The following is a 23,757-nucleotide window of genomic DNA, read 5'->3' as shown; positions in this document are numbered from 1 at the left end:
CCATGTCATTTAAAGATCAAGCCTTTATCGGCGCCCAGTATCTGTTACCACAACACCTGTTATCCCGTGCTGTTGGCTGGCTGGCCAGCTGCGAAACCAGCTGGATCAAAAATCCGCTGATCCGTGCCTTTATCGATCAGTACGACGTCAACATGAACGAAGCGCAGCGTAAAACCGCCGAGGAATTCCGCTGCTTTAACGACTTCTTCACCCGCGAATTAGAAGACGGCGCACGCACCATCGCCAGCGGTGATGATGTGATTGTTTCTCCGGCCGATGGTGCGGTGTCCCAGCTGGGGCCCATTGAAAACGGCCGTATTTTCCAGGCCAAAGGTCAGGACTACTCGCTGATCGAACTGCTCGGTGGTGACACCCAGCGTGCAGAACCCTTTATGGGCGGTGAGTTCGCGACTATCTACCTGTCGCCAAAGGATTATCACCGCGTGCATATGCCGGTGACCGGCACGCTGCGTGAAGTGGTTTATGTGCCGGGCGACCTGTTTTCAGTGAACAAAACTACCGCCGAAAATGTTCCGCGTCTGTTTGCCCGTAATGAGCGCCTGGTTGCTATCTTCGATACCGAGCATGGCCCGATGGCGATGGTGCTGGTTGGTGCCATGATTGTGGCTGCGATTGAAACCGTCTGGGCCGGACTGATTACCCCGCCGAAACGTCAGCTGAAAGTCACCGACTTCACTAACCCGCAGCCTGTTACCCTGCAAAAAGGTGAAGAAATGGGTCGCTTCCTGCTCGGTTCGACCGTTGTTCTCTGCTTCGGCAAGGATAAAATCGACTGGCTGGATCAGCTCAAAGCCGACTCGCCGCTGCGCATGGGCGAAGCCATCGCCAAAGCCGACTGATATATCTGTCAGCTCCGGGTTGCATAAAACCCGGAGCTCCCTGACAATTCCTTACATTGCCGGATACCGGCATATCCTTCCAGCCGTGGTTAACACCGCCGAAATGGATCTTCTGACTTTAACTATCTCCGTGTAAGGAAATACGATGTTTAACCGTCTGCTTGCCAGTATCGTACTGCTGGCTGTATCCCTGTTTGTCTGCGCTGAAGAAGAAAGCGGCATGACTGCCCAGCAATTCTGGGACTCCCTTAACCGCCAGCAAGGCGACATTCCTCTCTATGGCGCCGGCGCCACCCTGCATGTACCGGAAGGTTTCTACTTTCTTGATGGCAATGACAGTGAGCGTGTACTGGTAGATGTCTGGGGCAATATTCCGGGCCAGAATGTTCTCGGCATGCTGTTCCCTGCGGATCAGACGCCGTTTGATGACAATTCCTGGGCAGTAACCATTGAATATGAAGAAGAAGGCTACGTTTCTGACGAAGACGCTGCCGACATCGACTACAGCGAACTGCTGCAACAGATGAAGGATGATATCCGCGCAGAAAACAAAGAACGCGCCGCTATGGGTTATGAATCCATTGAGCTGATCGGCTGGGCTGCCACGCCTTATTACGATGCCAGCGCAAAGAAACTGCACTGGGCCAAAGAGCTGCGCTTTGGTGATGAAGAGCTGCACACGCTGAACTACAACATCCGCGTGCTGGGCCGTAAGGGCGTTCTGGTTCTGAACTTTATTGCCGGCGTTGACCAGCTGACAACCATCGAAAGCAATCTGAACAATGTGCTGAATATTGCCGAATTCGATCAGGGCTCAACCTATGCCGACTTTAATCCGGATATGGATAAGGTAGCGGCCTACGGTCTTGGCGCCCTGATTACCGGCAAGGTGCTGGCAAAAACAGGCTTCCTCGCACTGGCGCTGGTGTTCCTGAAAAAATTTGGTGTCTTTATCGTGCTCGGTCTGGCCGTTCTGGGCCGCAAGATGTTCAGCCGCAATAAAGAAGCCTGATGCTTTCCGGGCAGCGCTTCTGTGCGCTGCCCTCAACCTCCTGGCCTGGTTGGACAAATTGCGAAGTTCAGCACGGCTTCTTCAATATCACCGCGATATTATGACCAACGGCAACAATGCCTACACATTTATCAGCAATTGTCTGGGCAAGCACCTTTTATCCGGGGTAAGCTTCTGCATTCCTGATCAGTTTATGAATTACTGCAGCGGTGGGTAGACGATGTATATCGATACGGCTTCAACTTCAGATATATCTGCACTTTGTGACCTGGCGTCGCTGCTGGAAACACAGGAAGGTGACTTTTTTGGCCGCCGCCATCAGCAGGTACGCCGTCTGGGTAATCTGCTGCTGGCAAAAGAACATGCCCTGGTACTCTGCATCCGCGATCAGGAAGAAGTCATTGCCATGCTGACCCTGAGCAGCCTCAATCCCGGCAGCGACCAACCGGCCATTATGCGGCTGAATGATATGGCGGTACTGCCGGCGTATCAGGGTCAGGGAGCAGGCAGTATGCTGTTACAGGCCGCGATCAATCAGGCACGCCAGGCTGGCTGGAGCAAAATTGTTGTCCATCAGACCGATATAAACCCCACCATACAGCAGCAGCTGTCACGCTTTGGCTTTACTCCGGCCGGTCAACAGATACAACTGAGCCTGAGAGCCGATAAAGCTTCTCTCTCTGTTGCCTGATTCAGGCACGGCTCCAGTCAAAACTCAGCACATCAGCAATATTGCCGCTGTCCTGAACCAGCATTAATAAACGGTCGAGCCCCATTGCCACGCCGGCACAGTCTGGTAAGCCATGCTCCAGTGCCGCCAGTAAATATTCATCAATCGGACGGCCGCCGGCCTCCTGCACAAAACGCCGCCGCTGCTCTTCTGCATCGGTCAGTTCGTGATAACCATTAGCCAGCTCAGCACCGTTGAAATACAACTCAAAACGCTGTGCCACCGCGACACCCTCAGTGTTGTTACTGACCCGCGCCAATGCCGCCTGTGAGGCGGGAAAATCATCGATAAACACCAAAGTATCTGCCGGCAGGGACGGTTCGACCTGATGACTCATAATCACATCCAGCCAGCCATCGCGGCTGAGCTGCAGATCCTGCCCCGCTAACTGCTGGCCCAGAACAGCGATCTGCTCATCGCTGGCAGAATGAACTTCCAGCCCGGCATAACAGCTCATGGCATCGCCATAGCTCAGGTTAAGCCGTGGCAGTTGCGGGTAACGGGCTGACAATAACTGCGTTACAAGCTCGGCAACTTCATCCATCAGCCGACGATGATCAAAGCCTACCCGGTACCATTCCAGCAGGCTGAATTCCGGGTTATGACGCCGCCCGGCTTCACCACGGCGAAACACCCGCGCAATCTGAAAAATATCGCCACTGCCGGCACACAGCAGGCGCTTCATCGCATATTCAGGGGAAGTCTGCAGCCAGCGTTGCTCGGTCGTACACATGGGCTCGATATTCGGATCAGAGACCGGTGCTGAGGCCAGCACCGGGGTTTCGACTTCGAGTACATCGCGGGCAGCAAAAAACTGCCGGATCTGCTGATTCATCCGGGCGCGGGCACGCAGTGCATGCATTTCGGCAGAAGGTTGCCAGTTCATGAGTTACCTGTTGATGTCGGTATAAAAAAGACACAAAAAAGGGAGCCTTAAAGCTCCCCTGTAACAGCGCCGAGGACTCAGGCGCGGCTGACGTAGTCGCCGCTGCGGGTGTCGATACGCAGCTTGTCACCGATATTAATAAACAGCGGCACTTTAACCACAGCACCGGTGGTCAGCGTGGCCGGCTTGTTACCGCCCTGAGCGGTATCGCCTTTCAGACCCGGATCGGTTTCCACCACTTCCAGCTCAACAAAGTTTGGCGGAGCGACAGTCAGTACAGCACCGTTGAACAGAGTAATGGTGTAGATTTCCTGTTCTTTCAGCCACTTCACCGTATCGCCCAGCGCTTCCTGAGAGGCAGCATGCTGTTCAAAAGAACCGTCGGTGGCCATGAAATGCCAGAATTCACCGTCGTTGTAGAGATATTCCATCTCCAGCTCCATCACATCGGCGCCTTCCAGCGAATCACCCGACTTGAAGGTTTTTTCCACCACACGGCCATTACGCAGGTTGCGCAATTTAACGCGGTTAAACGCCTGGCCTTTACCCGGCTTAACGTATTCGTTATCCAGAATGGAACAGGGCTCGCCATCCAGCATGACTTTAAGACCTGATTTAAATTCGTTGGTAGAATAATTCGCCATGTAATAACCCGTTTTAAATTAATCGCTTCTTAGGAATTCATATCAAGTTGCCTATCATAACGCGATCTGCCGCCGCTGTTGAGGGCGAAGACTGGCAGCAGATTCTGGCCCAGGCATTCCGCCGTCCTCAGGAACTGCTGGAATACCTCGATTTGCCACTGTCAGAGATGCCAGAACGCCTGCAGGCCTGTCAGGAATTCAGCATGCTGGTACCCCGGACTTATGCCGCACTGATGCAGAGCGGCAATGCAGTCGATCCATTACTGCTGCAAGTGCTGCCACAGGCAACGGAAAACGAACACCGGCCGGGCTATATCACCGACCCACTGGCGGAAAAAGACACCAATATCCAGCCAGGGATTATTCACAAATACCGCGGCCGGGTGCTGTTGCTGGCCACCAGCGGTTGTGCCGTTAACTGCCGCTATTGTTTCCGCCGCCACTTTGCCTATGGCGACAACCGCATCAGCCGCAAGCAGTGGGCAGAAGCGCTGAATTATGTCGCGATGGATAGCAGCATCAGCGAAGTGATCCTCAGTGGCGGCGATCCTTTACTGCTGCAGGATGATGCCCTGCAGGAACTGGTTACCCTGACAGAAGCCATCCCACATGTGCGTCGCCTGCGCATTCACAGTCGCCTTCCAGTCGTGATCCCGCAGCGTCTGACCCCGGCACTGCAAAGCCTGCTGAGCAACAGCCGTCTGCAGGTCAGCATGGTTCTGCATATCAATCATCCAACCGAACTCAGTGACGCCCTGCGCCTGCCATTACAGGCACTGCGTCAGAGCGGTATTACCCTGCTGAACCAAGCCGTATTGCTGAGAAAAGTGAACAACACGCTCGGTATTCTGTCTGATTTAAGCGAACGGTTGTTTGAATTTGGGGTGCTGCCTTATTACCTTCACCTGCTTGATTCAGTCCGGGGGGCTCATCATTTTGATATCAGCGAGCAGGAAGCCGTGTTTTTGTACCGACAACTGCTGGCTGAATTACCCGGATACCTGGTTCCACGCCTGGTTCGCGAGGAAGCAGGCAAAGCGAACAAGTCCCCAATCAACCTCGACAGGTAAACGGATATTGCCTATAAGGAAGTAGGCTTTTGCTATGAATCACATGCACTTACGGCAAAGTCGCTATACTGTGTATGAGGTTCGGCAAAAATCCGCCGGATGAAAAACTTTGGTTTAATCACAGCAGGATTGCATGGAAAGCCCGAAAACACCGATAAAACTGCACATACCGACAACGCCTCTCGCGCAGCCATCATTTTGTGCGGGTAATGTTGAGGGCGTTACCCAGTGGGCCAAAGAATTACCTATGGCCAACACCGGTGAAGCTGCACGTCAGTTATATCAGGCTATCCGCGAGCTGAATCAATGGAACACCGACCCGTTGCTGCGCTTTAAAGTGCTGGAAGTGGTGCGTCCTTACATCTATTCCATCTGCACCCTGCTGAATAAACACTTTCTGCAATCGTCCATATCACTGAACGATAAACAGCTGAAAATCGCCAATCTCAGTCAGGCGCTGCAGGGACATCTGGCCACCGGTTATAAGATGGTTGTGGCGCACAGCATCAGCCGTGTTGCCCCGGCAGACAAGCCCTCCAAAGTGGTTACGCTGGCGATCCACCGCGCGATATCCGATACCAACCAAACCATACTGCGTGCTTTCCAGCTGTATTGTCAGCCGCCGGAGCACGCCTGGCTGGAGATCAACCAGCTTTATCTGCTGGCAGAAATGCACAAGTTGCTGACCTATAAAGTCAGTGACCGCCAGACCCGTTTTTTATCCACATCCACCATTCAGGATGTGTATATCCGCGCTCACCTGCTAGGAACCGCCAAGCCTAATAACCTGCGCCAGCAAGATCTGGCTCAACTGTACGATGCCAGCGAGCTGTGGGCGGAATCTGCTTCTCTGTCTGCCGCCGACGATGAGAGCGCTCTGTTTATTATTAACCTGCACCGTGATCGTCCGGGACAGTACCGCCAGCACCTGCGAGATGCACAAAAGCCGTTGTTCCGCAGCCTGAATACCGCGCAGCTGGTACAAGCACTGAAACACTGGGCAGCCAATCCTAATGGCACCCATCAGATTACCGTTCCCGGCAAGCTCAGCGACAACCTGCTGTCCCACGCCATTCAGTCCTGGGGAATCCACTGGCAGCGCTCCTTCCGCCGTGCACATACCGAAGGCCAGCTGCGTATTTGCATCGGGCTTTCTGCAACCCACTATTACAGCGGTGGTCAGCAGGATTTCGAAAAGATGCTGGCCTCAGTTAAACCCAAGACTCTGGAAGGCGAGGTTGAGCGCAGCGTTGATGTCGGCAAAGCCAGCAGCGAAGGCGATGTCTGGGCTAATGCCTTCGATGCCGGCGGTGCCCGTATTGCCGAAAATACCGCACTGAATATTGATGCCATTGAGTTCATCAATAAACACAAGGCGCAGGAAGAAAGCAGTGACGAAGTCACCACAAAATACCCTGCACATCAGGTTGATCTGATTAATACCAGCCCGGGCGGTTACTGTATTCACTGGAACGGAGAAGTGCCGGCCAGTATTCAGGCCGGAGAATTATTAGGCATTCAGGAGCGCGGAGTTAAACACTGGTCCATCGGTGTGATCCGCTGGATTCGTCACCTGCGCGATCAGGGTACACAGCTCGGCGTTGAACTGTTAGCCCCAAAAGCCGAAGTCGGCGCAGCGCGGTTACTGCAGAAAACCGGCAGCAACGGTCCTTATATGAGAGCGTTGCTGTTGCCCGCAATCAAGGCCATTGCTCAGCCTGCAACACTGCTGCTGCCGCGCATCCCCTTCCGCACAGGCAATAAGGTCGAATTAATGTATCCTGAATTACAGGGTCGTTATCAGCTGACCAAGCGACTGACATCAACCAGCAGTTTCAGTCAGTTTCAGTTCCGCAGTGCCGGTGCAGCCAGTCAGGCTCAGTCATCAGGGATGCAGCAAACGCCGGGACTGGGTGAAGATGACTTTGATTCCATCTGGAACAAACTCTGATCCTATATACCACCATCTGATCGTTTTAAAATGCCCTTCTGACCGTTTTGTCACACCCGGTCATTTTTTTTTTACTCACGGGCTCTATAATCGCTTTTTTATTTACCAGAGGTTGGCATGTCGACAAGTCGGGACACATTGCATCTGCTGTTGCTCACAGAAACCCAGAATGATGCCGAAAGCCTGGTGAGTCTGATGCGTAATTCCGGCAGCGCCACCCGGGCGCATCAGATTACCTCACTGGCAGACCTGAACGAACAGCTTCAGGAAAAATCCTGGGACCTTCTGGTTGCTCAGCCAGACGTTAATGGCATCGGTTATGATGATTTGCTGAAGCAGATCAAGCGACTGAATAAAGACCTGCCCGTCATTCTGATCACTGAAGATGTCGATGCCATGATTATGGAAGCGGCCATCAAACGTGGCGCCTGTACCGTGGTTCCCATTGACGAAAGCAATCTGCTGCTGCTGGTTATCCAGCGGGAATTACGCCATTTGCGCACCCGTCGTGAACTGCGGACACTGGAAGTTCGTATCCGTGATGCCGAAAAGCGCTGCCAGAATCTGCTCGAAAGTTCAAAAGATGCGGTGGCCTATATTCACGATGGTATGCACGTATACGCCAATCAGGCCTATCTCGAACTCTTTGGTTATGCGTCAGTAGAAGAGCTGGAAGGAATGCCGATCATGGATATGGTCGACAGCTCAGGTCAGGCCGGCTTTAAAAGCTTTCTGAAAACCTATCATGCCGAACAGGGCAGCAGTCAGGAACTGAAAACCACCGGTATCAACGACAAGGGCCACACCTTTCCTATGCTGATGACCTTCTCTGCGGCCACTTATGGTGATGAACGCTGTACTCAGGTCGTTATCCGCACTAATGCCGATAACAGCGAGCTGGAAGCCAAACTGAAAGAAATCAGCAGCCGTGATCTGATGACAGGCTTGTACAACAAACCCTACTTCAATGCCCGTCTGGAAGAAGCCGTCGACAGCGCTGTATTAAAAGGTGCTAAAGGTGCAGTGCTGTATATCAACATTGACCATTTCGGCAAAATCAAAAGCGAAATTGGCATCAGCAATGCCGATACCGTGATTAGTGAAATTGGTAACTGCCTCAAAGCACAGATCAATGAGAAAGACGTACTGGCCCGTATTGGTGAGGATATTTTCACCTGTATGCGTATGGGCGCCGATGCCGAATCCGCACTGCAGTTTGGCGAGCGCCTGCGCGATAAGATTGAGCATCTCTTAATTGATATCGGCAACCGCACCGTTACAGTGACCGCCAGTATCGGCCTGTCACTGATCACCGAAAACAGTTCACGGCCGGAAGATATTCTGCAGCAATCGCATCATGCATCCGATGATGTGCGTAAGCAGGCTGGCCATGAGCGTGGCAATGGTGTTCATCTCTTCCTGCCAAAAGAAATGGACGAGCCGCAACAGAGCAGCAACCTGCAGCAAACGCTGACTGACGCCATCCGCAATAACAGCTTCCGCCTGCTGTTCCAGCCGATGATCAGCCTGCGCGGCGAAGAAACCGAACACTATGAAACCTTACTGCGTCTGCATCATCCGAATGGCGATGAGTTGTCTGGCGGTGATTTCCTGAATAACACTGATATCAGCGATGATCTGAAGCGCAAGATTGACCGTTGGGTCATTCTGCACACCACTAAATTACTGGGTGAACATCGGGCGAAGGGGCATAACACCCGGATGTTTATCAACCTGTCAGCCGCATCCTTGGCCGATGACACTCTGCCCGGCTGGATTGGTGTCGCAATCAACGCCGCCAAGCTGCCAAAAGGTTCGGTGATCTTCCAGTTCAATGAAGAAGACGCCAGCCGTCTGCTGAAACAAACTCAGCAATTCAGCCACTCGCTGATGGAAAAAGGCATTCCGGCGGCACTCAGCCGTTTCGGCTGCGCGCTGAATCCGATGCAGACCCTGAAACACCTGGCGGTTGATTACGTTAAAGTTGATGGTTCCTTTACTCAAGAACTGGGACAAAACCCTGAAGCGCAGAAACACCTGAAAGCCCTGCTTGAAGGTCTGCACGAAGAAGAAAAACGCACCATTGTGCCATTGGTTGAAAGCGCAAACTCGGTTGCTTCACTCTGGCAGCTGGGGGTTCACTTTATTCAGGGCTACTACGTTCAGCCACCACAGAGCGCAATGAGCTACAACTTCAGTGACGAAAATGAGGAGTAATCACTGAGTCACAAAAAAGCCCGGCAAGTACCATGATACTGAGCCGGGCTTTTTTGTGGCTGTTGCAGAGTGTTTTACTCAAGAATATCGCGGTCGCGATAGCCCAGCAGGTACAGAATACCATCCAGCCCAAGTGTCGAAATTGCATTCTTAGCGTTTTCCCGCACCAGCGGTTTGGCGCGGAAAGCAATACCAAGACCAGCAATGCTGAGCATCGGCAGATCGTTTGCACCATCCCCCACCGCAATGGTCTGCTCCAGACGAATGCCTTCTTTCTCCGCCAGTTCACGCAGCAGCTCAGCCTTACGCTGACCATCCACCACACGCCCGGTCACCCGGCCGGTGACTACGCCATCTTCCATTTCCAGCTCATTGGCATACACATAGTCGATGCCCAGCTTGTCCTGCAGATAACGGCCAAAGTAATTAAAGCCCCCCGACAGAATGGCGGTTTTATAACCCAGCGCTTTCAGGTTACGGATCAGGCGTTCAGCGCCTTCGGTAACCGGCAGTTGTTCGGCAATTCCCTGCAGCACATCGCCACTCAGGCCTTTGAGCAGCGCCACACGCTGTTCGAAGCTCTGGATAAAGTCCAGTTCCCCCTGCATGGCGCGCTCGGTGATTTCCGCCACCTGCTCACCCACACCGGCCGCCCGGGCCAGCTCATCAATCACTTCTGCTTCAATCAGGGTTGAATCCATATCGAAGCAAACCAGACGACGGGTACGACGGTAAACGTTGTCTTCCTGGAAGGCGATATCCACGCCCAGTTCATTGGCAACCTGCAGAAACTGAGCGCGCATCACGCTTTGCTCGGCATCACCACGCACCGAGAACTCGACGCAGGCACGGGTGTTCTGCTCAGTCTGCACCAGAGGAACACGCCCGGACAGACGATTAATCTGATCAATATTCAGACCATGCTCAGCCACAATTGCCGTAATACGGGCAATAGCATCGGCTTCAATGGCACGGGCCAGCAGCGTAATAATATGACGCGGCTTGCCCTGACCATTAACCCAATGCTCGTAGCTTTCCGGTGTAACCGGAGTAAAGCGGACAGACAGGCCCAGCTCGTGAGCCTTAAAGAGCACATCTTTTAATACCGGTGCCGATTCGGCACGGGAAGGAATGGCGGCCAGAATACCCAGCGACAAGGTGTCGTGGATTTCGGCCTGGCCAATATCAAGAATGGTGACATCATATTGCGCCAGAATGGCGCTGATGCTGGAGGTTAACCCGGGCTTATCGGCCCCAGTCACTCGGATTAGAACCAATTCAGTCACGGACGTTACACCTGCAGGCAGATCAGTTTGATGCAATTACAGTTTGCCGGCGTCAGCTTTGGCAGCAGCAACAACCGCACGCAGCTCTTCGATCAGCTCAACGGTTTCATGTACAGACAGCGCGCGTACGCGGTCAACGCTCATCAGGTACAGACCTTTTTCCAGTTGTTGCAGCTTATCTTGCAGAGACTGTTTCACGTCGCTCATGGTGAATCCCCATTCATCAAAATTATAAATTCGGTTTACAGCATGCCGGATGATCATCCGCTGTCCTCAAATAAGAGGACTGACAATTGCCGTTTCGCCCTAGCGTTACTGCAGGCGGCGCATATAATACCACCAATGTTGAGGAAATCTTCGTTTGTTTGAGTAATGTGATGCGGATCGCCAGCCTGATTGGGCAAAAGTTGAATACAAGTCAAATTTGCGGCCTGCTCGCAGCCTTTCTGATTTTACTGACAGGCCTGTTGATCAGCAGCCTGACATACACCCATCTGGAAACCCAGCTGTCTGCAAAGCTGCGTCAGGATGCACAGCGCCAGTTACAGCGTCTGACCGTTGCCCTCGCACCCAGCCTGCTGCGTCAGGACCGCATCAGTATCAGCCTTACCCTGAGCGACTGGAGTAAGGGACCCGAAATCGATGCCATCCGTGTACTCAATGCCAGCCAGCAGGTCATCGCCGAAAGTGGCCGGCCATCACCGGACAGCATTGAGATCAGCCAGCCGGTTACTCAGGACAATCTGTCCATTGGGCTACTGCGCGCCGACATCAATCTCAGCAGCGCGGAACAAACTGCCCGCCGCTATTTTGCCCTCGGATTAATTGCCAGCGCATTGGCAGCACTGCTGGCAGCTCTTGTCGTGTATCAGCTGAGCGAACGCTATCTCCATTATTTACGCCAGTTACAACAACGCCTGTCTAACTGGCAGGAAGGCAAAGACCTTCTGCACCTGCCACCACCACCGCTTTTGTCCGACCTGAAACAGCTGCACAGCACCCTGAATAACATTGCCATTAAAGAGCAACAGCAACGTGCGATGCAGGAAGCGCTGGGACGTTTCATTTCTGCTCCGCCGGCCACAGGTGAGCTGCTGCGTTACCATGAATGCGCACTGCTGTTTATTGAGATTCAGGATCTCGAAATTCTTCAGAACCGTCTGAGTGCTGAGCAACTGAGTAAAACCCTCAACCAATATCATCGGCTTTTGTCCCATGCGGCCAAACTTTATAACGGCAAGCTGGATCGTTATCTGGGAGATGGTGTTGTCATGCTGTTCGGTATGTCACGCGACCCGCAATCAGGACACGGTAATGAAGCCCTGCACTGCCTTTATGCCGCGCAATTATTCCTCGGCCTGATCTCTCATCTTCGCGATCACGACAGCAAAACACTCCCGGTCGAATTCCGCGTTGCCGCCCACTGGGGCCCGGTACTGATGGCACCATTAAGTGATGATGAGCAAATCCAGTGCAGCCTGATCGGCGATACAGTGCACTGGGCTTCCCACCTTGCTACCAGTGGTGAAGAACGTCGCCTGCTGGTCAGTCAGGAGCTGCTCAGCCATATCCCTCAGGATGCAGGTATTGCTTGGGAAGAAGGGCCGATGGTATCCGATTTACACGGACGTGAGCAGGCCAGCTATTGGCTTAACAGTCTGGCCGAAAAGAACCAATTGTTAATTCAGCGGCAGATCAAACATATCACCGCAATGACAGAAAATGCCTGAAGATCTTTTATTCCCCAAAACACAGAAGAAAATAAAAACATTGCCAATTTGAACTATTCCAGACCTCTACTAAGGTTATCTGTGAAACCAACAGTAGAGGATACTATCCATGGTTCTTCGCAAATCTGGCCTGGCAGCGGCAGTGCTGCTGGCCTGCAGCCCCGCTGCTTTTTCTGACGATTTAAATATTAATGGCTTCATGAATGTAACCGCCGGCAATCTGTCCACCGAAGATATTTCACTGGATGGTTACGATGACGGCGTTTCATTCGATGTCGGCACAGTGGTTGGGCTGCAGATGTCCAAGCAGGTCAACGACACAACATCAGCCACCGTCCAGTTAATATCCCGCGGCAGCGATAACTACAGCACTGAAGCATCCTGGGCATATGTTACTTACGCAGCCAATGAAAATACCGACATCCGTATGGGTCGTCTGCGTACACCATTTTTCTATTATTCAGACTTCCTTGAAGTAGGCTACGCCTATAACTGGGTGCGTCCGCCTTCAATTGTTTATCGTCTGGATGCATTTTCATCCATCAGTGGTGTTGATGTGACACACCGCTTCGCCATCGGCGGCATGGACGGTTCTATCCAGGCTTACACCGGTCGCTACAATGACGACTTTACGCTGAGCGGCGACACCTACCACATTGAACTGCGCCGCGCAGCGGGTATGGTTTTCAGCCTGAACTCCGGTGACTTCGGTGCCCGTCTGAGTTATCACCAGGCAGATCTGACCTTAGATGCAAATGCAGCTTTGGCTGGGCCTAATGGCCGCGCCCTCGATAATCTTGCAGCAGGCGGTGCTCTTGCTGGCGTCGGTGATGAGTTCACTGCCGATGAAGATAAAGCCAAGTTCTATCAGGCATCCGTGTCATACGATAACGGCAGTACTGCGGTAATTGCTGAATGGACTGCATTGGACCAGACTACCGCATTACTCAACGATGACAGCGCCTATCTGATCAGTGCTGCCCAGCGCTTCGGTGATGCAACAGTGCACCTGACCTATACCGTTGCAGAAGATGATCTTGAGTCTGGTGTTGTCGGTCAGGTCCAGAAAAATGCAGAGTCCAAAGAAAACAGTATTATCCTCGGGATGCGTTATGACTACGACAGCAGTACAGCGTTTAAAGTCGATATTCAACAGCATGACGAAGAACTGGTTAATGGTGCAAAAGGTGAATCCGGCCTGCTCTATAATGTCGGTATGAGTCTGGTATTTTAAGGAGAGAGTATATGAATATGTTTAAAGTGATCTCCCGACTTGCCATTGCCATGACGTTCTTTGTCACTGCTCTGGCCAATGCCGAAGTTGCTGTGATTGTCAGCGCTTCCAACGCCAACTCTGCACTGGATCAGGATACCATTTCACGGGTTTTTCTGGGAAAGACGTCGAACTTTCCCGATGGCAGTCAGGCGATTCCCGTCGATCAGAACGAAGGTTCTGCCAGCCGTGAAGCCTTTAACGATAAAGTGCTGGGCAAAAGCTCCAGCCAGTTAAAAGCCTACTGGTCGCGACTGATCTTTACCGGTAAAGGTACTCCGCCAAAAGAATCTGGCTCAGATGCCGACATCAAAAATCTGGTCTCTAAAAACCCTAACCTTATCGGTTATGTCGACTCATCTGTCGTGGATAGCTCGGTTAAGGTTGTCTTTAAATTCTGATTTATTCAGATATTAAATACTCTGAAAAGGCGCTTCGGCGCCTTTTTTTATGTCCGAAAATAAAAACCCAGAATATTCGCTGCACCTTCAGCCCTTATGACCAAAACCCTGCTGAACTTCGACCATTCTGTTCAATACCCGTAAAACAGGCTGATAATCCTGCGACGGATCAAGCCATTGCAATGCACTGACACCGGCCTCAATAGTCGACAACCCACCACATTGCTGTGATGCACGTATTGCATAACCACTGGGTTGTTGTGGTGTTAAAACAATATGAGGTAAATCATTCAGCCAGGGATTCAGGTGCAATAAACGCCGGACTTTACGCCAGGTTCCATCCAATATCAGTAATTGCCGAATGTGAATACGCGCGTTTTCTGCCAATGCGGGTTTATGTGTAAACGGATACAGCAGCGCTGTTGTACTCTGCTCACCTGCAGCAAAAATATCCTGTGGTTGCAGGCAATCAGCCACCAGCAAACGACTGCCAGCAATGCTTTTATGCAGTAAGGGTGCTGTTGATAAAGGATGACGCGCCTCGGTAGGATCCTGCCAGATAATCAGTTCTACCGGACTGGAAAAAACGTGGATGTACGGACACAGACAAACCGACAGAGGACGCCGGCACTGTTCACAGTGCCGGCGTTTCTGAACAAACTCTGAGCTCATTTTTTCCGCGGTTTAAGCAACGATTTAAGAAAGTGACCGGTGTGTGAAGCTTTATTCTTCACCACCTCTTCCGGCGTTCCTTCGGCAATAATATAACCACCTTTGGAACCACCTTCAGGGCCAAGATCAACAATCCAGTCGGCGGTTTTAATCACATCCAGATTATGCTCAATCACCACGATGGTATTGCCGTCATCGCGCAGGCGATGCAATACCGCCAGTAATTGTTCAATATCATGGAAGTGCAGGCCGGTGGTTGGTTCGTCCAGGATATACAGCGTTTTACCGGTATCGCGTTTCGATAATTCCTTCGCCAGTTTTACCCGCTGAGCTTCACCACCAGACAAGGTTGTCGCTGCCTGACCAAGGCGGATATAACTCAGGCCAACATCCATCAACGTCTGTAATTTACGCGCCACCGCCGGAATAGCGTCGAAGAATTCACGCGCATCTTCAACCGTCATATCCAGCACTTCGTGGATATTTTTACCTTTATAACGGATATCCAGCGTCTCGCGGTTGTAGCGCTTGCCTTTACAGATATCACAGGGAACGTAGATATCAGCCAGGAAGTGCATTTCTACCTTAATAACGCCATCACCCTGACAGGCTTCACAACGGCCACCTTTCACGTTGAATGAAAAACGTCCGGCTTTATAGCCACGGGAACGGGATTCCTGCGTACCGGCAAATAATTCCCGTACCGGGGTAAAAATACCGGTGTAGGTTGCCGGGTTGGAACGTGGTGTCCGTCCTATCGGGCTCTGATCAATATCGACGACTTTATCCAGCTGCTTCAGGCCAACGATCGAATCGTACTCAGCGGCTTTCAGGGTCGTGGCACCATTTAACGCTGTTGAAGCCAACGGGAATAATGTGCGGTTAATCAGAGTGGATTTACCGGAGCCGGACACGCCGGTCACGCAGGTCATCAGTCCCAGCGGAATGGTCAGGTCGACATTATTCAGGTTATTACCACGGGCGCCTTTTAACTGTAGAACCTTATTCTGATCATAAGGCGTACGTTTTTCCGGTACATGGATAGAACGCTTGCCGGATAAGAACTGTCCGGTAACCGAGTTTGGATTAGCAAACACCTGCTCCGGCGTGCCCTGTGCAATCACTTCGCCACCATGCACACCAGCCCCGGGGCCGATATCAATTAAATAATCGGCGCTGCGGATGGCATCTTCATCGTGTTCGACCACCAGCACGGTATTTCCCAGATCACGCAGATGAAACAGGGTTTTCAGCAGACGGTCGTTATCGCGCTGATGCAGACCGATAGAAGGTTCATCGAGAATATACATAACGCCAACCAGACCGGCACCAATCTGCGACGCCAGACGGATACGCTGCGCTTCACCACCGGATAAAGTATCGGAACTGCGGTTCAGCGTCAGATATTCGAGTCCGACGTTAACCAGAAAACGCAGGCGCTCGCGGATTTCTTTCAGGATTTTTTCGGCAATTTCACCACGATGGCCAGCCAGGTGAAGCTCCGTAAAATAATCAAATGCCTGCTCAACCGGCATCGCTGTACAGGCATGAATGGTTTTATCGCCGACAAACACATTACGTGCTTCAACCCGCAGACGTGAGCCTTCACAGGATGGGCATGGCTGTACACTGAGATATTTACTCAGTTCTTCGCGCACCATCTGCGAATCGGTTTCGCGGTAGCGACGTTCGAGGTTTGGCAGCACACCTTCAAAAGGATGCGCCTTGATAATCTGGTCGCCACGGGAATTGACGTAATTAAAATTCACCGCTTCATCGCCACTGCCGTAGAGCAGCAGGTCGCGTTGTTTAGCGGTTAATTTGCCGAAGTTTTTCTCAATATCAAAACCATAATGCTCAGCCACCGAGCTCAGCATCTGATAATAGTAAATGCTGCGTCTGTCCCAGCCGCGGATCGCACCTTCACCAATGCTCAGATTCTGATCGTGCACCACCAGCTCCGGATCAAAATACTGTTTTACACCCAGACCATCACAGCTGGTACAGGCACCGGCCGGATTGTTAAAGGAGAACAGACGCGGTTCCAGCTCGGATAAGCTATAACCACAATGCGGACAGGAAAATTGTGACGAAAACAGCAGAGGCTCGGCTTTATCGTCATCCATCGAGGCCACAAGAGCCAGGCCACCGCTCAGCTCCAGACAGGTTTCCAGCGACTCTGACAAACGCTGTTCAATACCTTCTTTCACCTTAAAGCGGTCCACCACAACTTCGACGCTGTGCTTACGGCGTTTATCCAGCTCCGGTGTATCGTCCAGATCACAGACCAGACCATTCACCCGCACGCGGATAAAACCCTGTGAACGCAGGCTGTCGAACACATGCAGATGTTCGCCTTTGCGATCACGTACTACCGGCGCCAGAATCATATGTTTACTGTCATCCGGCAGATCCATAATGCTGTCGACCATCTGACTGACCGTCTGGGCTTCCAGTGCGACTTCATGCTCAGGGCAACGTGGCACCCCAACACGGGCAAACAGCAAACGCAGGTAATCGTAGATTTCGGTAACCGTACCAACGGTCGAGCGGGGGTTGTGTGAGGTGGACTTCTGTTCGATGGAGATAGCCGGTGACAGACCTTCAATCAGATCAACATCGGGCTTTTCCATCATCGACAGGAACTGACGGGCATAGGTCGACAGAGACTCGACGTAACGGCGCTGCCCTTCGGCGTAGAGCGTATCAAATGCCAGAGAGGATTTGCCCGAGCCACTCAGCCCCGTAATAACAACCAGCTTGTCACGGGGAATATCCAGATCGATATTCTTGAGATTGTGGGTACGGGCCCCTCTCACCTGAATCTTATCCATAGACGGCTCATCACATCAGAGAAAAGCCGCCATTGTAGTTCAGGCAGAGGTTGAGTTCAGCCGCTTATTCAACTGATTCGTGCAACAGCTCTTCCATATACTCTTTAGCCCAGTTCACAGCCTGAATACGGTTGCCCGCACCAATCTTTTTGAACAGGTTATAAATATGGGTTTTAACTGTATGCATGCTGACGTTGAGCTTGTCCGCAATTTCGATATTAGTCGCGCCAGTCGCAGTTAAACGCAGGATCTGCTTCTCGCGCTTGGTCAGTACCGTGGTGGTGGTGGTCATTTTACGGGGCTTATGGCGGGTGCGTTCCAGATACTGCCCAACCAGCTGACGCGGCAGCCAGTATTCGCCTTCAAACAGGCCAACAATGCCTTTGCTCAGCTGTTGTTGTGAACACTCACGATAGAACAGACCATTGACCATTGGCCAGGCCATCAGGCGTTCAACCGGATGATTATGCGGAGTATTGAAGAAAGCCACCTTTATATCCACCGGCTGCTCGTACACCTGCTCCAGTAAATCATGCAGTTTTTCCGGACGTGCGCATTCAGCGTCAACCAGCACAAGCGTTTTACAGGGGTAACGATTCCAGTCTTCACGCCATTCCGGCACGCTGACCAGCTGGCAGTCGATATTTGTACGCTGGTGAATGTAACCAATGAGAATGGAATTCTGCAGATTTTGTTGGCCGAATAAGATAATGCGACGACCTGGGAGGCTTGCCTGACGATCCATAACATAACTCCTTTATGCCTGTTGCTGATCCTTAACCGGTCTTCCAAAACCAGTGCTAAGAGTGTACGCAATCCAATGCAAATTGCCACTTGAGCATGACTTTTTTTCGTAGTTTTACGGATTGACCCACGGCTTTTTGAAGAACTTCCGTACCATTCCCGGGTCTGTCCGGAGCCACCGTAAACAAGCAATCTGCAGATAACCGTGCTTAAGACTTAATCCACAGACGGCATTGCTGTTAAACTGGCGCACTTTTTAGCTGTACCAACCGGAATACCAGTGAGTATGTCGAGTTCTACCTCTCCAGAAACTGAGCACAGCGGCATTTCTGCCGTCGAACAGCGTGCAGTCGTCTCCCTCGCGTCACTCTATGCCCTGCGTATGCTGGGGCTGTTTATGGTGCTGCCGGTGATGATGATCGAAGGACAGAAGCTCGATGGCGCTACGCCACAACTGCTTGGTCTGGCGATGGGGGTCTATGGCCTCACTCAGGCGCTGCTGCAGATTCCCGCCGGAACCCTGTCGGACCGCTTTGGCCGTAAACCTATTATTATCGGTGGCCTGCTGATTTTTGCTCTTGGCAGTCTGATCGCCGCCAGTGCCGACAGCGTGTACGGTGTTATTCTTGGCCGCGCGCTACAGGGTGGTGGCGCCATTGCCAGTGCGATTATGGCACTGGTTACGGATCTGACCCGCGAAGAAAACCGCATGAAAGCGATGGCGTCTATTGGCGCCAGCATCGGCCTGTCTTTTTCTGTCGCATTGGTACTGGGGCCATGGCTTGCCGGATTAGGCGGTCTGAGCCTGATTTTTGGCCTGACCGGCGTACTTGCCCTGCTGGGCATTCTGGTAACGCTGTTTGTTATTCCAACACCACCCGTTTTGCCCCATCGCGATGCCTCAGCGGTACTGAGCGAAGTCGGTGTTCAGCTGCGTAATACCCAGCTGTGGCCGCTCAATCTGGGGATATTCCTGCTGCACGCCTTAATGGTGGCTATTTTTATCGCCATTCCCGGACAATTGCTGAAGCTGGATTTACCGGCAGAGCATCACAGCTGGCTGTATTTACCGGTACTTCTCAGTGCCTTCGTATTAATGGTGCCCTTTATCATCATCGCCGAGAAGCGACGCAAAATGAAAAGCGTAGTGATTACCGGTGCCTGCGTTATTGCTCTCAGCCTGTTTGGTATGTCAGCAGCCGCTGAAATGTGGCATTGGGTTGTGCTGCTGTTGCTGTATTTCTGGGGCTTTAATCTGATGGAGGCCAGCCTGCCATCCTGGCTGAGCAAGATTGCTCCGGCCGGCGCCAAGGGCAGCGCCATGGGCATTTATTCCAGCATGCAGTTCCTCGGCGCCTTTGCCGGCGGCAGCCTCGGCGGCTGGCTTATGAGCCAGTACGGCAGCAGTGCATTATTTGTCGGACTGGGGGCATTAGTGATACTTTGGGTGCTGCTTATGTCACAGTCTTCCGCCCCGCAACACCTTACCAGTGTTCGTCTGGACAGCACGGATGGCTGCAGCGAACAACAACTTGCACAATTGATGGCACTGACCGGAGTCTCGGAAGTCAGTCTGCTTGCCAGTGAAGGCGCAATCTATTTAAAAGTCAGTGCTGATGCCTTTGATCGAACACAGGCATTGGCCATCATTCATTCCACAGGAGAAGAGCATGGGTCGCAGCGTTAACAAAGTGACACTCATTGGTACTCTGGGTCGTGACCCTGAAGTTCGTTATATGCCGAATGGCAACGCCGTGGCCAATCTGACACTGGCCACCGACGAAAGCTACAACGACAAACAGACCGGCCAGAAAGTAGAATCCACCGAATGGCACCGTATTACGGTATACGGCAAGCTGGCAGAAATTATTCAGCAATACCTGAAAAAAGGCTCAAAAGCCTACTTCGAAGGTAAACTGCGTACCCGCGAATGGGAAAAAGACGGCGTTAAACGCTACACCACCGAAATCATCGCCAACGATATGATGATGCTCGATGGCCGTGGCGACAATATGGGGTCTTACTCAGCGCCATCACAGACAATGAGCCAGCCTATGGGCATGAACGCACCACAGGGTTATCAGCAGGCTCCTCAGGCAGCACCACAGCAAGCTCCGATGGCCGCACCTCAGGCTCCGCGTGGCTATCAGCAAGCTCCGCAACAGGCACCGCAGCATGTTCCGCAACAGGCACCGCAACAGGCTCCACAGCATGCTCAGCAACCACCAGCCTATCAGGGTGGTTACCAGCAGCCAGCTCAGGCTCCGGTGCAACAGCCGCAGCACGCACCACAGCCAAGCAACAGCTTTGACGATTTTGATGACGATATCCCATTCTGATTAACCGCCCCGGCGGTTATAAGAGCAATAAAAAACCCTGCCAATGCAGGGTTTTTTATTGTCTGTCAGCGGGGCCGTCCGGTTATGGCCGTTGCAACTCAGCCGGCATGGGCGCAGTAACCGCCTGCAGGAAGGTCTGAATTGCCTGATTATCATCGTCACTCAGCGTTCGCCCTAACTGCACTTTTGCCATGATGTCGATGGCGTCCTTCAGCTCTGCCACAGAACCATCGTGAAAATAAGGTGCGGTCTGTACCACATGACGTAACGGTGGCACTTTGAATACCCGGCGGTCGCTTTCCTTACCGGTAAATGCCATACGGCCAATGTCTTCCTGCGAGCCGGTATACTGCGTGTAGTCGGCCACAATGCCAAACTTCTGGTAAGAGGTTCCGCCCAGCAAGCGGCCATTATGGCAGCCTGCACAGCCGGTATTGATAAAGGTTTTTAACCCCTCTTTCTGCGCTGCGTTCAGAGCCTGAGCATCGCCCTGCAGATAGCGGTCGAAAGCCGAGGTGGTTACCAGATGCTCCTGATAAGCGCTTAACGCTTTACCCCAGTTGGCGGCGGTGACGCCATCATCGTACAGCGCATTAAAACCTTCATTCAGATCTGACAGGGCCTTAATAACCGCCAGCGCTTCATCGGTCGAAGCATGAGCATAGGCCGGTGGCGCCGTCAGTGCGCGTATCGCCTGATCCGCCAGAGATTCCCGGTCGCCGGTCCAGTGCATGCTGATCTGCGGCACGATATCGACAATGGTCGGTGTATTCCGCTTACCTTGCCGGCCGAAGGCTCCCAGCGCGGTTTTGCGTCCATCGGCCCCACCTTTACTCTGTTCATGACAGGTACCACAGTTAGTGCCATCGCGACCGATACGGGTATCAAAGAACAGCACCCGGCCCAATGCTGCTTCGGCTTTTGAAAAATGCGGTTTGGGCGCTTCTCCTGAGCCAAATACAGCCTGAGCCTGCTGTTGCAGAGCATCTGCACTGGCAGGTGCCGATAACATGGCGCTCAAAGCAGCAAAGGCCATCAGGCCCACTGTGAAAGGGGTCGCTGCGACCCGGCAGATTGTCGGGATCATAAATTACTCTTCATCAGGTTAAGTGCAGTAAGCGGCGTAGGACGGAGACGACTCATGAGAGTTCCACCGGCTGCTGAACAACACTATCCCAGTAAAGCATCAAAAGGCTCGATCATAACGCTCTCACCTTCTTCGACCCGGCCACGCATCTGCTCCAATACGATGTAGCAATTAGCCTGACTCATCGAACTGAGCACACCGGAGCTTTGCCCACCGGTTGGCCGCACCACTATCTGGCCCTGTTCATTCAGTTGCCAGATACCACGCTGGAAGTCCGTGCGTCCCGGACTTTTGCGGATAACACTGGCGGCAACTGCCGGCAGACGCAGCGCTGCAGTCTGCGTTTCACCGGCCAGTTTGCGCAGCATCGGCACCGCCAGCTGATGCATGGTCACCAGTGCCGATACCGGATTACCGGGCAAGCCGATAAATACGCTGTTGGGCAGACGGCCGCTGGCAAAGGGCTTACCCGGTTTAATCGCCAGCTTCCAGAAACTGATTTCGCCAAGCTCGGCGAGAATATCTTTGGTGTAGTCGGCTTCACCCACCGATACACCACCAGAGGTAATGACCACATCGGCCTGACGGTCGGCCTGAATAAAGGCCTGACGCAGTGCTTCGGGGTTGTCATCCACTTTGCCCAGATCCAGCACGTCACAGCCAAGGCGTCTGGCAACAGACGCCACGGTAAAGCTGTTGCTCTGATAAATCTGCCCATCTGCCAAAGGCTCACCCGGCATCACCAGCTCATCACCGGTCGCCAGCAATGCAACTTTCAGTCGCGGCCGCACACTGACCCCGGCAATGCCAATACTGGCCAGCAGGCCAACGTCCGCCGGACGCAGACGCCGCCCGGCATGCAGAATCACCTGCCCTGCACGGATATCCTCGCCGCAATAGCGCACGTTGTCGCCCTGTGGCGCGCCAGCCTGAAACTGTATCCGGCCGCTTTCCAGCACAGCGGCATTTTCCTGCATGACCACGGTGTCGGCTCCGGCAGGCAGCAGTGCGCCGGTCATAATACGGACACATTCCCCCTGACCAACGCTGCCGCTGAAGGGATGACCCGCCATGCTTTTACCCAACAGGGTTAATTCGCAGCCGGCACTTAAATCGGCAGCCCGCACGGCATAACCATCCATCGCCGAGTTGTCAGCCGGAGGGACATTCAGCGTGCTGCAGACATCATCAGCCAGCACCCGACCCAGCGCCTCCTCCAGCCTGATGAGTTCTTTATCGCTCCGTGTTTCAATACCGTCCAGTAAGCTTTCCAGTGCCTGATCCAGCGGTGTCAGACCCGGCATATCACAGGATGCCATCAGCCCATCTCCTCAACACTGCAGTGCACACTGAGCCAGTCCTGCAGACGGGCTTCCAGCTGGTCGCCGGGCTGCAGAGGTCCAACACCAGCCGGGGTGCCGGTCATAATGATATCGCCCGGATTCAGCGTGAAAATCCGGCTCATATGGGCAATCAGCGGCAGCAAAGGGAACAGCATATCGGCGCTGCAGCCCTGCTGTTGTACTTTGCCATTACGCACCAGGGTCAGACTCAACTGCTGCCAGTCTTCCACCCGCGAGGCGGCAACAAAATCACTCAGCGGACAAGCGCCATCAAAGCCTTTAGCGATTTCCCAGGGCTGGCCTTTCGCTTTCAGTCCGTCCTGCACATCACGCAGGGTCAGATCCAGACCAAGGCCCACACCGGCAATAGCGGCCGGAACGTCATCTTCAGCGGCGTGACATAAGCGCTGACCAATCAACACCGCGATTTCCAGTTCGTGATGCACAGACCCCTGCCCCTGCGGGATACGGAACGATGGCGCCATAGACACTCCAGCGTCAGCGGGTTTGATAAACAGAATCGGCTGGCTGGGAATGGGGTTATTCAGTTCACGGGCATGTTCAGCATAGTTACGTCCGACACAGACAATTTTGCCGGTTGAATGGGTAAAGGGCTGACCTTCGAGGATGGGAAAATACATAAAAAAACGGCCTGATCAGGATCACAGGCCGTTACTA

21 protein-coding genes are annotated in these 23,757 nt (G+C 52.9%); 11 read left to right on the top strand and 10 right to left on the bottom strand.

The features are described from left to right. Positions 1-2 precede the first annotated feature (2 nt). The 3 genes from asd (at position 3) to MT343_RS03380 (ending at position 2,563) form a co-directional block, all read left to right on the top strand. On the top strand, positions 3-860 hold the full coding sequence (gene asd / locus MT343_RS03390; RefSeq protein WP_145469877.1) for an archaetidylserine decarboxylase: 858 nt from the start codon (positions 3-5) through the stop codon (positions 858-860). 145 nt (positions 861-1,005) lie between these two features. Further along, positions 1,006-1,872: a DUF2167 domain-containing protein gene (locus MT343_RS03385; RefSeq protein ID WP_145469878.1), complete on the top strand. Its 867-nt coding sequence runs from the start codon at positions 1,006-1,008 to the stop codon at positions 1,870-1,872. A 220-nt stretch (positions 1,873-2,092) separates the two neighbouring features. Further along, positions 2,093-2,563, top strand: a complete 471-nt coding sequence (locus MT343_RS03380) for a GNAT family N-acetyltransferase (RefSeq protein WP_145469879.1) — start codon at positions 2,093-2,095, stop codon at positions 2,561-2,563. Between the two features lies 1 nt (position 2,564). Here MT343_RS03380 and epmA read toward each other — a convergent pair whose 3' ends face one another. Continuing rightward, the gene (gene epmA / locus MT343_RS03375; protein WP_145469880.1) at positions 2,565-3,488 is read right to left on the bottom strand and encodes an EF-P lysine aminoacylase EpmA; all 924 of its coding nucleotides are present in this window, start codon (positions 3,486-3,488) and stop codon (positions 2,565-2,567) included. A gap of 77 nt (positions 3,489-3,565) precedes the next feature. After that, positions 3,566-4,132: an elongation factor P gene (gene efp / locus MT343_RS03370; protein WP_145469881.1), complete on the bottom strand. Its 567-nt coding sequence runs from the start codon at positions 4,130-4,132 to the stop codon at positions 3,566-3,568. A 47-nt stretch (positions 4,133-4,179) separates the two neighbouring features. Between efp and epmB the strand changes: the two genes are divergently transcribed. The 3 genes from epmB (at position 4,180) to MT343_RS03355 (ending at position 9,370) form a co-directional block, all read left to right on the top strand. After that, positions 4,180-5,202, top strand: coding sequence for an EF-P beta-lysylation protein EpmB (epmB, locus tag MT343_RS03365; protein ID WP_145469882.1), 1,023 nt, complete (start codon positions 4,180-4,182; stop codon positions 5,200-5,202). A gap of 133 nt (positions 5,203-5,335) precedes the next feature. Continuing rightward, positions 5,336-7,153: a GTPase gene (locus MT343_RS03360; RefSeq protein WP_145469883.1), complete on the top strand. Its 1,818-nt coding sequence runs from the start codon at positions 5,336-5,338 to the stop codon at positions 7,151-7,153. A 117-nt stretch (positions 7,154-7,270) separates the two neighbouring features. Then, positions 7,271-9,370 (top strand): EAL domain-containing response regulator, encoded by a 2,100-nt coding sequence (locus MT343_RS03355; protein WP_145469884.1) that lies wholly within the window; start codon positions 7,271-7,273, stop codon positions 9,368-9,370. A 74-nt stretch (positions 9,371-9,444) separates the two neighbouring features. On the opposite strand, the gene serB is transcribed toward MT343_RS03355, so the two are convergent. Together serB and MT343_RS03345 are read right to left on the bottom strand one after the other, a co-directional pair. Further along, a complete protein-coding gene (gene serB / locus MT343_RS03350; RefSeq protein ID WP_145469885.1) occupies positions 9,445-10,656 on the bottom strand; it encodes a phosphoserine phosphatase SerB in 1,212 nt (403 codons plus the stop codon). 36 nt (positions 10,657-10,692) lie between these two features. After that, the gene (locus MT343_RS03345; protein ID WP_186435978.1) at positions 10,693-10,863 is read right to left on the bottom strand and encodes a hypothetical protein; all 171 of its coding nucleotides are present in this window, start codon (positions 10,861-10,863) and stop codon (positions 10,693-10,695) included. A 260-nt stretch (positions 10,864-11,123) separates the two neighbouring features. Here MT343_RS03345 and MT343_RS03340 point away from each other — a divergent pair, with 260 nt between their 5' ends. From MT343_RS03340 to MT343_RS03330, 3 genes are all read left to right on the top strand, one after another. After that, entirely contained in the window at positions 11,124-12,386 is a 1,263-nt protein-coding gene (locus tag MT343_RS03340) for an adenylate/guanylate cyclase domain-containing protein (protein ID WP_186435979.1), read from the top strand. Between the two features lie 109 nt (positions 12,387-12,495). Further along, a complete protein-coding gene (locus tag MT343_RS03335; protein WP_145469887.1) occupies positions 12,496-13,620 on the top strand; it encodes a porin in 1,125 nt (374 codons plus the stop codon). Positions 13,621-13,631: 11 nt separating this feature from the next. Beyond that, positions 13,632-14,060 (top strand): phosphate ABC transporter substrate-binding protein, encoded by a 429-nt coding sequence (locus MT343_RS03330; RefSeq protein WP_222428585.1) that lies wholly within the window; start codon positions 13,632-13,634, stop codon positions 14,058-14,060. An 87-nt stretch (positions 14,061-14,147) separates the two neighbouring features. On the opposite strand, the gene MT343_RS03325 is transcribed toward MT343_RS03330, so the two are convergent. The 3 genes from MT343_RS03325 to MT343_RS03315 form a co-directional block, all read right to left on the bottom strand. Next, positions 14,148-14,732: a tRNA-uridine aminocarboxypropyltransferase gene (locus MT343_RS03325; RefSeq protein ID WP_145469888.1), complete on the bottom strand. Its 585-nt coding sequence runs from the start codon at positions 14,730-14,732 to the stop codon at positions 14,148-14,150. Further along, positions 14,729-17,566 (bottom strand): excinuclease ABC subunit UvrA, encoded by a 2,838-nt coding sequence (gene uvrA, locus MT343_RS03320; protein ID WP_145469889.1) that lies wholly within the window; start codon positions 17,564-17,566, stop codon positions 14,729-14,731. The genes MT343_RS03325 and uvrA overlap by 4 nt, the downstream gene beginning before the upstream one ends. A 64-nt stretch (positions 17,567-17,630) precedes the next feature. Further along, the gene (locus MT343_RS03315; RefSeq protein WP_145469890.1) at positions 17,631-18,311 is read right to left on the bottom strand and encodes a LuxR C-terminal-related transcriptional regulator; all 681 of its coding nucleotides are present in this window, start codon (positions 18,309-18,311) and stop codon (positions 17,631-17,633) included. Between the two features lie 285 nt (positions 18,312-18,596). On the opposite strand from MT343_RS03315, the gene MT343_RS03310 reads away from it, so the two are divergent. Further along, a complete protein-coding gene (locus MT343_RS03310; RefSeq protein ID WP_145469891.1) occupies positions 18,597-19,997 on the top strand; it encodes an MFS transporter in 1,401 nt (466 codons plus the stop codon). Continuing rightward, positions 19,981-20,649, top strand: a complete 669-nt coding sequence (gene ssb, locus MT343_RS03305) for a single-stranded DNA-binding protein (protein ID WP_145469892.1) — start codon at positions 19,981-19,983, stop codon at positions 20,647-20,649. The genes MT343_RS03310 and ssb overlap by 17 nt, the downstream gene beginning before the upstream one ends. Before the next feature lie 82 nt (positions 20,650-20,731). On the opposite strand, the gene MT343_RS03300 is transcribed toward ssb, so the two are convergent. The 3 genes from MT343_RS03300 to MT343_RS03290 all read right to left on the bottom strand — a co-directional run bounded on the left by MT343_RS03300 (position 20,732) and on the right by MT343_RS03290 (position 23,720). Next, positions 20,732-21,736, bottom strand: a complete 1,005-nt coding sequence (locus tag MT343_RS03300) for a cytochrome-c peroxidase (RefSeq protein WP_145469893.1) — start codon at positions 21,734-21,736, stop codon at positions 20,732-20,734. Between the two features lie 83 nt (positions 21,737-21,819). Continuing rightward, a complete protein-coding gene (gene moeA, locus MT343_RS03295; protein ID WP_145469894.1) occupies positions 21,820-23,055 on the bottom strand; it encodes a molybdopterin molybdotransferase MoeA in 1,236 nt (411 codons plus the stop codon). After that, positions 23,055-23,720 carry a fumarylacetoacetate hydrolase family protein gene (locus MT343_RS03290; protein ID WP_145469895.1) on the bottom strand — a complete coding sequence of 222 codons (666 nt, stop codon included), beginning with the start codon at positions 23,718-23,720 and terminating at the stop codon, positions 23,055-23,057. The genes moeA and MT343_RS03290 overlap by 1 nt, the downstream gene beginning before the upstream one ends. Positions 23,721-23,757 lie beyond the last annotated feature (37 nt).

Source organism: Venatorbacter sp. C2-1, assembly GCF_022832715.1.
Lineage (GTDB): Bacteria > Pseudomonadota > Gammaproteobacteria > Pseudomonadales > Oceanobacteraceae > Venatoribacter > Venatoribacter alkanivorans.
Note: the sequence above shows the minus strand (reverse complement) of the source record. Positions and strands in the feature narration are given on the sequence as shown.